The following is a 12,455-nucleotide window of genomic DNA, read 5'->3' as shown; positions in this document are numbered from 1 at the left end:
CTGCGGTTCGCCGCTGTTCACGAGCGGCGAGGACGGCGGGCCCGACGACTGGGGCATCCGCTGGGGCAGCATTCGCCAGCGCGGCCAATTGACCCCGCGACGCCAGGTCTGGTGCCGCTCCGCCGCGCCATGGATCAATGATCTCAAGGAATTGCCAGCGCGCCCGACGGACTGGTGCTGACGGATTGAGGCGTTGCGGCCTTGCGCCTCGGGGGCAGGCGAGGCTAAAGAGGCGCGCAGGTAAGGGCGGCTAGCTCAGCTGGTTAGAGCATCTCGTTTACACCGAGAGGGTCGGGAGTTCGAATCTCTCGCCGCCTACCAGCCCTTCACCCTGCGGGCTACGGCTGGGCAAGCCAGCCTTTGAGCACTAATTCATCCGCTTGTTCGGTTCGCAGGGCGAAGGCTGTCACGCCAAGGCTCGAAATGCGCAGGCGGACTGGCTGCCTAAACGCGTGCGGACGTGCTTCCCCCTTCGGATCCAGTCCTACGGTTGCAGCATCCTGATGGTCGCGATCGGCCACTTCCCGATGTGGCCCTTGATCGAGATGCGCAACCCGTGAGATTCGTCCAGAAACACGCCCTCGACGGTCCCTGCGGTTCCATCGGTGAGAACCGCGGCTCGTCCGACCAGCTCGGCCTCCGCTTGCACATGCTCGCGCAGGATGACGGTGGCGCGGTGTTTCACGAGCTGCAAAGCCGCCTCTGGTTGATGAGCCCTACGGAGTAAGGCCATTGCATGGCTCTCGGTGAACGCGCGGAGAGGGCGCGATCCCGGCCGTGGGGTAGTCTCATGGGGATGGCCGGGACCGCGCTTGCTCCGCGCTGGCGTGCCGAATGTCATTCGATACCCGATGGTGCGAAAGGTGCCGAAAGTCACGCGCCCAGATTTGATGCCGACGCTGCAGCGATGCTATTCTGTCCGCCTAACCGGGAACTTGATGCATGCGCAAACTCGCCGCGATTTTTCTTCTCACCATGATTGCCGGACCCGCATTCGCACAGTCGGATCACGTTCAGCGCTATCGCGAAGAGGTCGAGAAGTCGCCGGCCGATGCGGCCAACGAGGCGCGGCAACAGCGCGCCTATCAGCGTGCGCTCAGCGGTGTGCCGGATCAGAAACCGACCGATCCCTGGGGCATCGCGCGCAGCGACGGGCAGGGCGCGCCCAAGGCGAATGCCGCGAAGCCGAAACCGGCCAAGCCCACGAGCGCAGCCGCCAAATAAAGCTCCGAGCGCGGATCAGGTCGATGAAATACTACGTCTGCAAATTGACCGGACCGCGCCCGACCTTTCCTCAGGATATGACGCCGCAGGAAGCCGCCATCATGCAGGCGCACGTCGCCTATTGCGGCGAACTGCTGCAGGCCGGCAAGGCGCTGGTGTTCGGACCGGTCGCCGATCCCTCCGGCGTCTGGGGCCTCGGCGTGCTGCAACTGCCTGACGATGCCGATCCGCAGGAGATCGTCGCCAACGATCCCGTCACCAAGGCGGATGCCGGATTCACCTATCAGCTGATGCCGATGCTGCGCGCCGCGACGCGTGAGAGCTGCTAGGGCATGATCCGGAAAAAGTGCGAAGCTGTTTTCCGAAAGAGATCATGCCCAAACATGAGACAACAGAAGCTTCCTCACAAGGTTTCGATCGCATGAACGCTGGCCATCCGCAGAACGCCGACCAGATTGCTTATTGGAACGGGCCGGGCGGTCAGCGCTGGGCCACACGGCAGGCCGCGCAGGATATCGTGCTGCAGCCGGTGCTCGACCTCCTGATCGATCGCGCCGCGCCGAAAGCCGGCCAACGCGTCGTCGATGTCGGCTGTGGCAGCGGCGCCTCGAGCTTCGCGCTGGCGGCCAAGGTCGCGCCCGCTGGCCACGTGCTCGGCGTCGATGTCTCGGAGCCGATGCTGACGCGGGCGCGGCAGAGCGCGCCGCAGGGTTTGCCGGTCGAGTTCGCGCTGGCCGACGCCACCATCTATCCGTTTGTCAGCGAGAGCTTCGATCTGTTGGCCTCGCGCTTTGGCGTGATGTTCTTTGCCGATCCCGTGACGTCGTTCGCCAATCTGCGCAAGGCGATGAAGCCGACCGGCCGTCTCGCCTTCGCCTGCTGGCAGGAGCCGCGCGAAAATCCGTTCTTCATGACGCCGCTTGCTGCCGTCTACAAGCACGTGCCGAAACTGCCGCCGCTAGGGCCCGAGGATCCCGGCCCGTTCGCGTTCGCCTCCGAGGCCCGCGTGAAGCGGATCCTGGGCGAAGCCGGCTTCTCCGGCATTGCCATGGAGCCGTGCCGGGTTGAGCTCGATGTCGCGACCGGGCGCGGCATCGATGCCGCGATCCAGGGCGCGCTCGAGATCGGGCCGGCCAGCCGCGCGCTGGAAGGGCACCCGGATGAGGTGCGCGATGCCGCGATCGCCTCGATGCGCGAGGCGCTGGCGCCTTTTGTGAAGGGCGATGCCGTGCTGCTGCCCGGCGCGATCTGGATCGTGACCGCGCGGGCCTGATCAGGTCTTCTCTTCCCAGATCATCGCCAGGTGCACGATGGTCTGCACGGCCTTCTCCATGTCCTGCCGGCTGACCCATTCGAGCCGCGAATGGAACGCGTGCTCGCCGGCGAAGATGTTCGGGCAGGGCAGTCCCATGAAGGACAGCCGCGAGCCGTCCGTGCCGCCGCGGATCGAGGTCTTCACCGGCGTGAGGCCGGCGCGCTCGATCGCCTCGATCGCATAGGCCACGATCTGCGGGTGGCGATCGATCACATCCTTCATGTTACGGTACTGCTGCTTGACCTCCATGCGGTAGGTCGAGCGCGGATAGCCCTTCATGACATCGTTCACGATGTCTTCCAGCAGCGCTTCCTTCTGCTTCAGGCCGGCCTCGGTGAAATCGCGCACGATGAAGTCGATCCGCGCGTTCTCCAGCGCGCCCGAGATCGCGACCGGATGCAGGAAGCCTTCCTTGCCCTCGGTGGTCTCGGGCGAGCAGGTGTCCTTGGGCAGGCGATCGACGATCGCGGCGGCGATCTTGATCGCGTGCTCCATCTTGCCCTTGGCGAAGCCCGGATGGGTCGCGACGCCTTCGATGATGATGCTGGCGCCGTCGGCCGAGAAGGTCTCGTCCTCGATATGGCCGGCTGTCTCGCCGTCCATGGTGTAGCCGAAATCGGCCCCGAGCTTCTTGATGTCGACCTTGTCGACGCCGCGGCCGATCTCCTCGTCCGGCGTGAACAGGATCTTGATGGTGCCGTGCTTCACCTGCGGATTGGTGATCAGGAAATGCGCGGCGTCCATGATCTCGGCAAGGCCCGCCTTGTTGTCGGCGCCGAGCAGGGTGGTGCCGTCGGTGGTGATGATGTCGTTGCCGATCTGGTCGGCCAGTGCTTCGTGCTCGGCGGCGCGGATCACCTGCGAGGCATCGGCGGGCAGCACGATGTCGCCGCCGCGGTAGTTCTTCACGACCTGCGGCCTGACGTTCTTGCCGGTGCAGTCGGGAGAGGTGTCCATGTGCGAGCAGAAGCAGATCACCGGCACCGTCTTGTCGGTATTGGCCGGGATCGTCGCGTAGACGTATCCGTGCGGATCAAGATGCGCGTCGGATATCCCCATGGCCTGCAGCTCGGCGACCAGCAGGCGCCCGAGATTCTTCTGCTTCTCGGTGGAAGGCGTGGTGGGTGAATCCGGGTCTGACTGGGTATCGATCACGACATAGCGCAGGAAGCGCTCGGTGACGGTGTGCTTGAAGTCGAGAGCCGGTGCCAGCATGAAAACCGCGCAAAAAACAGGAGATAGGAACAATGCGCTTTGGCGAAGTTGGTTCGCGCGAGCAAACCGCGTCAAGGCGAGCTTCGTAGGACAATCCTATCACAGAAAAGCGCCACTCCGGGGCCGCGTCACGAGCCGGAATGGCGCTTTGCCTTAACGGAGAGAGTAGGCGCTAGACGGCTTCTTTCAGCTCCTTGGCGGCGCGGAAGGCGACCTTCTTGCTGGCCTTGATGTGGATCTGTTCGCCGGTCGCCGGGTTGCGGCCCATGCGGGCGGCGCGCTTGCGGACCTGCAGGATGCCGAGGCCGACGATCCTGATGCGCTCGCCCTTCTTGAGGTGCTTGGTGATCCTTGTGACCATGTCGGTCAGGATCGCCTCGGCCTGCTTCTTCGACAGCTCCTGCTCCTCGGCGATGGCCGCCGCCAAATGCTTCAGCGTGATCGTCGCCGGTGTCGCTGCTTTCTTCGCCATGTCTGGCCCTCCTCGTTGCTGAATGGCTGGATTGCTGCTTTTCACGCGAATGGCGCGCCGTTCGCGTCGGGAAAATGCGTCCGGACAAGTCCTGAAAACCGCCGGTTCCAGGAACGGGCAGCGCCGGGCTGGCCACAGGAAACCCAGACGTATCAGGCCTTATTTGATTCGGGGCTTCGCTGACTACGCCGTTTCCCCTGAAAACAGGCGACAACCCGCGTACGTGCCGCGAAAATGCCGACGCTGTGCAGGGATCCGCAACGTCCTTGACTAACCGGATGCGGGCCTTTATGCCCTCGGTCCTGCGCGGATCAATCCGATGATCGGCATCCGCGGGAGTAGCTCAGTTGGTTAGAGCGCCGCCCTGTCACGGCGGAGGCCGCGGGTTCGAGTCCCGTCTCTCGCGCCATTCATTTCAATGACTTAGCAGCGTGTTTGGCCCGAAACCATTGGTCCCTCTGGACCGGTGCCGTAACGAGTTGCCTTCCTCAGACTGCCGCGACAGATCAGGACGCCGCGAGGCCGGCAACGCTGACGGGTTGAGCGGCCTGCTCGGGCCTGACCGATAAATGCCACGCGCTGTTCGGGCGTCAGCCACCACAGCAGGAACAGCAGCGCTATCCCGTTCGACAGCAGGCCTGTCGTGAGCGGCACATTCATGATCGCCTGAACTGCGATGCCCGACGAAACCGCGATGAAGCGCGGCGACAGGTGCTTTGAGACCATCGATCCCACTGACAGGATCAGGCCGCAGACGAAAGCCGACACCGGGGCGAGCGCAAGACCGACCGACGCGATGCCCTCGGTGGCGAGGAAGGACGCGTTGAAATTGCCGTCCTGATAAATCGCTCCAAGGGTCGGGCCGAGCTCGCCGTACGGGCAGGCGGCCATGTATCGCAGGACGGTGATCTGGCAGAACCGGGTGAGTTCGCGGTGCGCAAAGAAGTCGGCGTATTGATCGAGCGCGAGCGACGGGATCGCGACGAAGCGCAGATTGATGGTGCTGAACACGATGTAGGTCTTGTCGGCGGCGAGAATGGCGAAAGCCAAAAGGCCGACGATCATCGGGATCAGAAATGCGAGCACCGTGGCCAGCCGCGGGTCGAACCGGCCGTACAGCCAGAACAGAAACGGCAGCCAGATCGGCAGCAGCAGGACGGTCTTGTTGTTGACGACGGGATAGAAGCAAAGCGCAAGCAGCAGCACCCCGGCCGCCGGCATCCATCGGCTGCGCGATGCGAAATGCGCGAACAGGTAGGGCAGGACCGCGCCGATCATGACCCCGGTGAGATAGTTCATTAGCGCCGGCCGCACGACGGCGGTGCGGGCTGCGCCATAGGGATTGCCAAGATTGGCCCCGTAGGAGACATCGGCCACCAGCACGGCGAGGCACGACACCAGCAGCAGAACCGCGATGCGCTTGACGGCCGCTTCGGACAAATCGGGCCGCCAAACCGGGATGTTCCGCAACATCAGAGGGATCATCGCGGCGGCCAGCGCGGCGATCATGGCCCAGCGGGCGATGGCGTGCGGATAGTCGAACGCGCTGAAGAAACTGAGCCAGACGAAGCCGAACACGGCTGACAGCAGCGAGAAGCCGACCAGATAACCGAAGCTGAATCGTGCCGCGACGAACGCCGGGACGAATGCGACCATGATGGCGGTGCCGAGGACGGCTTGCGCGGTGATGCCGGATCGCCAGACATGCATCGCCGGGAATGCGTGCCCACAGGCGATCATCGAGGCGACGCTGAGGACGAAGAACCCGGGGATCGTGACCCCGACAACCAGGTCACCGCGCGTCAATGTCATCGGTCCGTCCGAATCCGAAAGCTGCCAGGCAGCTAGCCGGTCGGCCCTGGACGACGCAAGTTAAGCAATATCTCGGTCTGTGTTGTTATGTTTCTGCCGGGCCATTCGTCACCGCGATGCCCTATTGAATTCACAGAACGGCAACACCTTGCCTTGATCAGGCAAAGAATGCGGCGACCGCGTTGAGGTCGGATTCTCCCGGCGCCTCGCCGCGCAAATTGGCGTCGATGATGCGGCGGCAGGCGTCAACCGTGTGGGTGTCGCCCAATTCGTTGGCGGCCTCGAGGATCGACCAGACCGTGTCCAAGGGAACGTCGCTCTGCGTGGTCGCCTTCGGGTCTGACAGCATTGGCGGGGCCGCGGTTAGAATTCGAACAGGTCGCGGCCGCGCCGCGCCAAATTGTGCAGGTCCGCCACAGTGCCGCGCACCGCGTTGCAGCGGTGGCATTCGATGATGGTGTCGCCGGATGCATGCGCCGGATCGGCGACCTTGATCGCCAGGCTACCGCAATCCGTGCAGATGATCTTGAAGCCGGTTGAAATTACTTGCTGCTGCAAATTCATTGTGGCCTGCGCCTTTGTTGACGCCGACCTTAGCCGGGCAACTTTTAAGACTGGGGTCGCGCAGCGGATTGAAATCGAACGACCGCGTTAGGACGCGGTTAAGATTTCGCTGCGGCCGAGCGGCCCTGCAGATGCAACGTCGGCCTGCCGAGCCCGGCCGCGGCGGCGCGCACGGCATTGCGGGCATTAACGGTGATGATGCCGGCGGCGTGGGCCCAGACCGCGAGGTCGGAAGCGCTGTCGCCGGCGTAGATGAAGCCCCCGGGAAATGTCCTTTGCAACAGGTCGGCCTTGTTGGCGCCCTTGAGATTATGTTCGCCGTCGGAGGCAAGCACCTGGTCGATCCAAGGCAGACGCGACGCCAGCATCTGTGCGAGCAGCGCGTCGGCCGCGGTTGCCAGCACGATGCGGCGGCCGGCCGCGTTCTCGCGCTCGGCCAATGCGACGACGTCCTGGTGCAGTTCGATCCGGCTCCAGTCGATGTGCTGGCGTTGTGCGAGCCGGCGCTTCAGCGCCGCGCGGCCGCGCGTCATCCAGGCGGCGCATGACACGACGATCAGCGGATTGCGGCGCAGGATCGAGAAGAAGCTGAGATGGAGCAGGTCGCCCGTGATCAGCGTGCCGTCGAGGTCGAGCACCAGCGGCAGCGATGCCGGCAGGCCCAGCAAAGGGGGCGCCCCGTCGGTGCGGGAAGCATCCTGCGGCTTAGCAATGTTGTCGCCGGCGAGGCGAGGCTCAGTCATTCGCGGCGCTCAGCCGGGTTGCGACCTTGCACACGTCGATCGCGCGCACTCCGGTCTCCGTGGTTCGGCAATCGCCGTAGCCGAACTCGCTCGCAAAGGCCACACCATGCTCGTCCGAGCTCAAGACGATCAGGACCAACAAAAAAGGCCGCCCGAGGGCGGCCGTCTTGCCTGCGGAAGCCTGCAGAAATCTTCAGCGGACCGTGGAGGTGCCTGACGAGGTGATCGCCACCGGTTTGCCGGCCTTGATGACCTGGTTGGTCTGAGCAGTCTGGGTGAAATCCGCGTTGTTTCGGGCCGAAATGCCGAGCGCCGCGATCCCGATCCCCGCAACAAGGGCAACCACCACAATCTTGAGATGGGTCGCGCGGTCAGCTGAATGGATCGAGTGGTTCATGGTCGCCTCCGGGCGTCTGTGCGCCGTCTATGGCAGGTACTGGTAAGCCCCATCTGTTTCCGGATCGTTTCGTGAGTTCCGGGAAATGGTTTCGTGCCACGGGCGGATTGGTTTCACCGTGCCTTGCGTCACACTGGCGGCCGGCTAAAACTGCCCCAGGCGCGGAAACGCCCTTGGGAGAAAAACAATAATGAAAACAATGAGACTAACCCGACGCCGGGTGCTTGGAACCGGCTCCGCGGCACTCGCCGCTACGATGTTTGGTAAGCGCGCCGTTGCGGCGGCCGAGTTCGACTTCAAGCTCGGCGTCAACACTCCGGAAACCCATCCGCTAACAATCCGCCTGACTGAGGCCGCCAAGGCGGTCGGTGCCCAGTCGTCCGGCCGGGTCAACATCACGGTGTTCGCCAACAGCCAGCTCGGCGGCGATCCGGAGATGCTGTCGCAGGTCCGGGCCGGCGGGATCGAGCTGCTGGCGGCGCCCAGCATGACACTGTCGACGCTGGTGCCGCTGTCGGGGCTACCCAGCATCGGCTTTGCCTTCCAGTCCTACGACCAGGTCTGGGCGGCGATGGACGGCGGCGTCGGCGACCTCGTGCGCGAGGCGATCACGAAGACCGGCGTCGTGCCGCTGAAGAAGGTCTGGGACAACGGCTTTCGTCAGATCACCTCGTCGTCGAGCCGGCAGCTCAACAGCGTCGACGATCTCAAGGGCTTTAAAATTCGCGTGCCGGTGACGGCATTGCTGACGTCGCTGTTCTCAGGGCTCGGCGCGCTGCCGTCGAGCATCTCCTACAGCGAGCTCTATTCGGCGCTGCAGACCCACATCGTCGAAGGGCAGGAGAACCCGCTGGCGCAGGCTTCGACCGGCAAGCTCTACGAGGTGCAGAAATTTTGCGCGCTCTCGAACCATTGCTGGAGCGGTTACTGGATCCTCGGCAACCGCCGCGCGATGACCGGCCTGCCGCCAGATCTGCTCGAGCTCATCAATGCCGCGTTCGACGCCGCGGCGGTGAAGGAGCGCACCGATCTGGTCGAGATGGATCGCTCGCTGCAGGCCGAGCTGACCGAGAAGGGCATGACCTTCAACAAGCCCGATCCCGTGCAGTTCAGGGCCGCGTTGGTGAAGGCCGGTTTCTACACGCAGTGGCAGAAGACCTATGGCGCGGACGCCTGGGCAGCGCTGGAGAAATACACCGGCAAGCTGACGTGAGCGCCGCCTGACATCACGCGCGCGATTACCTGACGCGTAATCGCGCGTGCGATCTCCCTTTGCGATGGTCGGTGCATCGGCGGCGATGGGTGCCGATCGATCCGCAAACGGAGATACACGATGGCCAGCCAACCGCTTTATGCAACCGCCAGGGACGGCACAAAGCTGTTCGTGCAGGATTGGGGCTCGGGCCGGCCGGTGCTGCTGCTCGCTGCCTGGACGTTCAATTCCAGCATCTGGGGCAGCCAGATCGTGGCGCTGAACGCCAAGGGCTATCGCTGCGTCGCACCTGACCGGCGTGGACATGGCCGCTCCGACATGCCGATGGCGGGATACGATCTCGACACGCTGACCGATGACGTCGCCGCCGTGATCGAGCAGCATGATCTCCACGACGTCACGATCGTCGCGCATTCGATGGGATCGATCGAGGCAGTGAACTATCTGGCGTGTCACGGCGCAAAGCGCATCGCGCGGCTGGTGCTGGTGGCGCCGACCACGCCGTTCATCGTGCAGACCGAGGACAATCCGGACGCCGTGCCGAGAGCGATGGTCGACGCGCAAAATGCGGCGATCGCGCAGGACTTTTCGAAATGGATGGGCGAGAACGAGGCGCCGTTCTTCATGCCCGACACGCCCGAGGTGACGCGGGCCTGGATCAGGGAGATGATGCTGAGCGTGCCGCTGCCGGTGGCGCTGGCTTGCCGCAGGACCATTTCCTTTGCCGACCTGCGCGCCGCCGCGAGCGCTATCGATCGCCCGACGCTGATCGTGCATGGCGACAAGGATGCCAGCGCGCCCCTCGAGCTGACCGGCGCGAAGACGGCAAAACTGATCAGAGGAAGCAGGCTCGCCGTCTATGAAGGCGCCCCGCACGCGTTGCCGCTGACGCACAGCGCGCGCTTGATGGCTGACCTGCTGGCCTTCATCGACAGCTAATTGGCGCGCGCGATGTCGGCGCGGATCGCGCGTGCCGCCCAGACGAACAGCAGGGCACCGAGCGTCGTCATGAGCGCGGCCGACAACAGCGAGTAGCGAACCGCATCGACGCCGTAGGTGCCCTTCAGTGCGTCGTTGATCATGCCGACGGCGAGGGGGCCGACGCCCTGGCCGAAGCAGGTCGCGGTCAGCAGCACGATCGCCGAGGCCAGCGCGCGCATGCTGGGCTTTGCCACCGTCTGCGCGATCGCGAAGATCGGGCCGAGATGGAAGCCGACCATGAACGAGGTCAGCGCCAGCGTAGCGACCATCAGCGTGAAGCTTTGCGTCAGCATGCACAGCGCGAACACCGGGCCGGCGATGCCAGACATGATCGCGGGCGCCCACAGCTTCCAGCGGTCGTCGCGGCGGCCGATCTGCGCCACCACGAGGCCGCCGATCAACGTGCCCGCCATGCCGGCGAGACCCTTGAAGGTGCCGGCATATGTGCCGATCTCGGCGCTGGTGAGGTGATGGATGCGCGCCAGGAACGGCGGGATCAACACCGCGGTAGCGTAGTTGGTGTAGGTCGTCAGACAAAAGCCGATCAGCACTATGATGAAGCTCGGCTGCGATACCAGGAAACGCAGCGTCGGCCCGATCGGCTCGGCCTTGAAGGTCTCGGCCATCGCGCCGCGCTTCGGCTCGGCGATCGTCAGCCACAAGACGGCGGCGAGCGCGACGCCGGGCAGGCCGGCGGTGAAGAACGCCATCCGCCAGCCGTAGTGCTGGTTGACATAGCCGCCGATGAAATAGCCGAGGAAGACGCCGAGATAGGTGCCGATCGCGTAGATGCCGAGCGCGCGCGGTCGTTCGTTCTTGTCGAAGAGATCGGCGATCATCGATTGCGAGGCCGGCGTTCCCGCTGACTCCCCGATGCCGACGCCGACCCGGGCCAATGCCAGCGTCGTGACGCTGGAGGCGAGGCCGCAGAGATAGGTCATCGCGCTCCAGAACGCGAAGGCGACCGTGACGATGTTGCGGCGGTTGAGGCGATCGGCCATCCGTGCGATGGGAATGCCGAGCAGCGAATAGAACAGCACGAAGCCGAACCCGGCGAGCAGGCCCATCGTCGTGTCGCTGAGCGTGAACTCCTTCTTGATCGGTTCGATCAGCACGTTGAAGATGGTGCGGTCGAGGAAGTTGAGGGCGTAGATGATCGTGAGCAAGGCGAGGACGTAGTAGCGGCGCGCCGAGGGGGCGGCCGCAGCCTGAGTTGGCGCGGTCGCCTGCGGTGCGACATCGACCATGACTTTCCTCCCCCGATCTTCTTTTTGCGCGGGCCTTACGCCTCGCGGATGTAATTCCCTGCCTCGAATTCGACCGGCCTCGTGTCGGCGTCGAACGACACCCCGATCGGGTCGCGGCCGGTGGCCATGGCCTCGAGCTGGTCAGCGAGCATCCGGCGGATCATCAGGATGCCGCGGTCGCTCTGGCCAAAATGCTCTTCGGAATGGATCGTCACCGCGCCCTGGCCGACCTGGGCCTCGTAGTCGCCGGGGAATTGCTGGTGCTCGGCCTCGGTCATGTCCCACCAGAACTTGCCGTTGAACTTCGAGCGCATCCGCCCGATATCGCCCGCGTTCTTGACCCGGCCGGCGACGTAGATGCGAAACGAGGTGTCGTCGATCGGCAAGGTCCAGCCGATCGATTCGACGCGCGCGAACTGCGCGACGCGCGGATTGGGCACGACGCGGAGTGTGGGGAGGGCGGCCTCGGTGACGCGATAGAACACCTTGCCGTCGTCCTGCCTGCGGATCGAACGCACCGCGACGCCGCGCGGCGACATCTCGAACTTCACTTCGGGCATCGAGGCCATCATGTTGGTGAACTGCGGGCCTGAGAACGAGCCGTGCAGCACCGGCACATGGTAGGGGTCGGCAACGTTCTCGAAATGCTGCAGCCAGTTGCAAGGGATCACGGCAGGGCCGCCGCCGCCGATCGAGGAATCGTCGGCCTCGACGAACTCGCCGTCGTCCATGTTCTCCAGGCACTCGTAGCGCGGCAGCACCGGCCTTTTCTCGGCCGGCCCCATATAGGCGAAGATCAGGCCGTAGCGTTCCTGCACTGGATACCAGGGCTGGCGCACCTTGTCCTTGAACAGGCCGCCGTCGGGCTCGCAGGGTTGTTCGAGGCAGCGGCCCTCGGTGTCGAACTTCCAGCCGTGATAGCAGCAGCGGATGCCGTCTTCCTCGACCTTGCCGTAATAGAGCGTGGTGCCGCGGTGACAGCAGCGCGCATGCAGCAGGCCGGCCCGGCCATGCCGGTCGCGGAACAGGATCAGGTCTTCGCCAAGTGCGCGGACTTTTCTGGGGATATCGGTTGCGTCACCGGCGAGGCCGACCGGGTGCCAATACCGGCGCAGCAGCTCGCCCATCGGCGTGCCGCGGCCGACCGAGGTGAGCTCGGTCCGGGTGCTGGACGGCTTCATCGCATAGGCCGTGCCGAGATCGCGGTCCCGCTGGGTGATCGTCATGTTGTCCTCCCCGCCGCTGGTCGGGCGCCGGCGGCCCATCTATCGT

At 64.6% G+C, this 12,455-nt stretch carries 16 protein-coding genes and 2 tRNA genes; 8 read left to right on the top strand and 10 right to left on the bottom strand.

The features are described from left to right. Both AKL29_RS44930 and AKL29_RS16535 read left to right on the top strand, forming a co-directional pair. On the top strand, positions 1-181 hold a 181-nt coding region (locus tag AKL29_RS44930; RefSeq protein WP_488230422.1), incomplete at its 5' end, for a GFA family protein. Positions 182-244: 63 nt separating this feature from the next. Then, a tRNA-Val gene (locus AKL29_RS16535) sits at positions 245-321 on the top strand. Between the two features lie 163 nt (positions 322-484). Here AKL29_RS16535 and AKL29_RS16530 read toward each other — a convergent pair. Beyond that, positions 485-694, bottom strand: a complete 210-nt coding sequence (locus tag AKL29_RS16530) for a hypothetical protein (protein ID WP_016847733.1) — start codon at positions 692-694, stop codon at positions 485-487. A 248-nt stretch (positions 695-942) separates the two neighbouring features. On the opposite strand from AKL29_RS16530, the gene AKL29_RS16525 reads away from it, so the two are divergent. The 3 genes from AKL29_RS16525 (at position 943) to AKL29_RS16515 (ending at position 2,497) form a co-directional block, all read left to right on the top strand. Continuing rightward, complete coding sequence (locus tag AKL29_RS16525; RefSeq protein ID WP_038385060.1) at positions 943-1,224, top strand: hypothetical protein; 282 nt, start codon at positions 943-945, stop codon at positions 1,222-1,224. Between the two features lie 23 nt (positions 1,225-1,247). Then, positions 1,248-1,553, top strand: coding sequence for a YciI family protein (locus AKL29_RS16520; protein WP_050384892.1), 306 nt, complete (start codon positions 1,248-1,250; stop codon positions 1,551-1,553). A gap of 92 nt (positions 1,554-1,645) precedes the next feature. Next, a complete protein-coding gene (locus tag AKL29_RS16515) occupies positions 1,646-2,497 on the top strand; it encodes a class I SAM-dependent methyltransferase (RefSeq protein WP_050384891.1) in 852 nt (283 codons plus the stop codon). Here the strand turns inward: AKL29_RS16515 and pepT are convergent, their stop codons facing one another. Beyond that, positions 2,498-3,754 carry a peptidase T gene (gene pepT, locus AKL29_RS16510; RefSeq protein ID WP_028333959.1) on the bottom strand — a complete coding sequence of 419 codons (1,257 nt, stop codon included), beginning with the start codon at positions 3,752-3,754 and terminating at the stop codon, positions 2,498-2,500. A 172-nt stretch (positions 3,755-3,926) separates the two neighbouring features. Further along, positions 3,927-4,250 (bottom strand): HU family DNA-binding protein, encoded by a 324-nt coding sequence (locus AKL29_RS16505; RefSeq protein WP_259171327.1) that lies wholly within the window; start codon positions 4,248-4,250, stop codon positions 3,927-3,929. Positions 4,251-4,558: 308 nt separating this feature from the next. Between AKL29_RS16505 and AKL29_RS16500 the strand changes: the two genes are divergently transcribed. Continuing rightward, a tRNA-Asp gene (locus AKL29_RS16500) sits at positions 4,559-4,635 on the top strand. A 14-nt stretch (positions 4,636-4,649) separates the two neighbouring features. Here the strand turns inward: AKL29_RS16500 and AKL29_RS16495 are convergent. From AKL29_RS16495 to AKL29_RS16475, 5 genes are all read right to left on the bottom strand, one after another. Further along, the gene (locus AKL29_RS16495; protein WP_050384890.1) at positions 4,650-6,038 is read right to left on the bottom strand and encodes a hypothetical protein; all 1,389 of its coding nucleotides are present in this window, start codon (positions 6,036-6,038) and stop codon (positions 4,650-4,652) included. A gap of 157 nt (positions 6,039-6,195) precedes the next feature. Then, the gene (locus AKL29_RS16490) at positions 6,196-6,387 is read right to left on the bottom strand and encodes a hypothetical protein (protein ID WP_050384889.1); all 192 of its coding nucleotides are present in this window, start codon (positions 6,385-6,387) and stop codon (positions 6,196-6,198) included. Between the two features lie 14 nt (positions 6,388-6,401). After that, on the bottom strand, positions 6,402-6,602 hold the full coding sequence (locus tag AKL29_RS16485) for a hypothetical protein (protein ID WP_050384888.1): 201 nt from the start codon (positions 6,600-6,602) through the stop codon (positions 6,402-6,404). Positions 6,603-6,700: 98 nt separating this feature from the next. After that, complete coding sequence (locus AKL29_RS16480; RefSeq protein WP_050384887.1) at positions 6,701-7,345, bottom strand: haloacid dehalogenase-like hydrolase; 645 nt, start codon at positions 7,343-7,345, stop codon at positions 6,701-6,703. Between the two features lie 193 nt (positions 7,346-7,538). Next, positions 7,539-7,742: a hypothetical protein gene (locus AKL29_RS16475; RefSeq protein WP_050384886.1), complete on the bottom strand. Its 204-nt coding sequence runs from the start codon at positions 7,740-7,742 to the stop codon at positions 7,539-7,541. Positions 7,743-7,941: 199 nt separating this feature from the next. Here AKL29_RS16475 and AKL29_RS16470 point away from each other — a divergent pair, with 199 nt between their 5' ends. After that, positions 7,942-8,955 (top strand): TRAP transporter substrate-binding protein, encoded by a 1,014-nt coding sequence (locus AKL29_RS16470; RefSeq protein ID WP_050384885.1) that lies wholly within the window; start codon positions 7,942-7,944, stop codon positions 8,953-8,955. Between the two features lie 120 nt (positions 8,956-9,075). Continuing rightward, positions 9,076-9,894, top strand: a complete 819-nt coding sequence (locus AKL29_RS16465) for an alpha/beta fold hydrolase (RefSeq protein ID WP_050384884.1) — start codon at positions 9,076-9,078, stop codon at positions 9,892-9,894. Here the strand turns inward: AKL29_RS16465 and AKL29_RS16460 are convergent. Both AKL29_RS16460 and AKL29_RS16455 read right to left on the bottom strand, forming a co-directional pair. Beyond that, positions 9,891-11,183 carry a spinster family MFS transporter gene (locus tag AKL29_RS16460; RefSeq protein WP_050384883.1) on the bottom strand — a complete coding sequence of 431 codons (1,293 nt, stop codon included), beginning with the start codon at positions 11,181-11,183 and terminating at the stop codon, positions 9,891-9,893. The genes AKL29_RS16465 and AKL29_RS16460 overlap by 4 nt on opposite strands. 35 nt (positions 11,184-11,218) lie before the next feature. Continuing rightward, positions 11,219-12,409 carry an aromatic ring-hydroxylating dioxygenase subunit alpha gene (locus tag AKL29_RS16455; protein ID WP_050384957.1) on the bottom strand — a complete coding sequence of 397 codons (1,191 nt, stop codon included), beginning with the start codon at positions 12,407-12,409 and terminating at the stop codon, positions 11,219-11,221. Positions 12,410-12,455: the final 46 nt, after the last annotated feature.

Origin of the sequence: Bradyrhizobium pachyrhizi (assembly GCF_001189245.1) — a bacterium.
GTDB classification, from domain to species: domain Bacteria; phylum Pseudomonadota; class Alphaproteobacteria; order Rhizobiales; family Xanthobacteraceae; genus Bradyrhizobium; species Bradyrhizobium pachyrhizi.
Note: the sequence above shows the minus strand (reverse complement) of the source record. Positions and strands in the feature narration are given on the sequence as shown.

Bases quoted from the DNA above. Each gene is read 5' to 3' on its own strand.
- AKL29_RS16525 (WP_038385060.1), top strand. From the start codon at position 943: ATGCGCAAACTCGCCGCGATTTTTCTTCTCACCATGATTGCCGGACCC.
- AKL29_RS16520 (WP_050384892.1), top strand. From the start codon at position 1,248: ATGAAATACTACGTCTGCAAATTGACCGGACCGCGCCCGACCTTTCCT.
- AKL29_RS16515 (WP_050384891.1), top strand. From the start codon at position 1,646: ATGAACGCTGGCCATCCGCAGAACGCCGACCAGATTGCTTATTGGAAC.
- pepT (WP_028333959.1), bottom strand. From the start codon at position 3,754: ATGCTGGCACCGGCTCTCGACTTCAAGCACACCGTCACCGAGCGCTTC.
- AKL29_RS16495 (WP_050384890.1), bottom strand. From the start codon at position 6,038: ATGACATTGACGCGCGGTGACCTGGTTGTCGGGGTCACGATCCCCGGG.
- AKL29_RS16490 (WP_050384889.1), bottom strand. From the start codon at position 6,387: ATGCTGTCAGACCCGAAGGCGACCACGCAGAGCGACGTTCCCTTGGAC.
- AKL29_RS16485 (WP_050384888.1), bottom strand. From the start codon at position 6,602: ATGAATTTGCAGCAGCAAGTAATTTCAACCGGCTTCAAGATCATCTGC.
- AKL29_RS16480 (WP_050384887.1), bottom strand. From the start codon at position 7,345: ATGACTGAGCCTCGCCTCGCCGGCGACAACATTGCTAAGCCGCAGGAT.
- AKL29_RS16475 (WP_050384886.1), bottom strand. From the start codon at position 7,742: ATGAACCACTCGATCCATTCAGCTGACCGCGCGACCCATCTCAAGATT.
- AKL29_RS16470 (WP_050384885.1), top strand. From the start codon at position 7,942: ATGAGACTAACCCGACGCCGGGTGCTTGGAACCGGCTCCGCGGCACTC.
- AKL29_RS16465 (WP_050384884.1), top strand. From the start codon at position 9,076: ATGGCCAGCCAACCGCTTTATGCAACCGCCAGGGACGGCACAAAGCTG.
- AKL29_RS16460 (WP_050384883.1), bottom strand. From the start codon at position 11,183: ATGGTCGATGTCGCACCGCAGGCGACCGCGCCAACTCAGGCTGCGGCC.
- AKL29_RS16455 (WP_050384957.1), bottom strand. From the start codon at position 12,409: ATGACGATCACCCAGCGGGACCGCGATCTCGGCACGGCCTATGCGATG.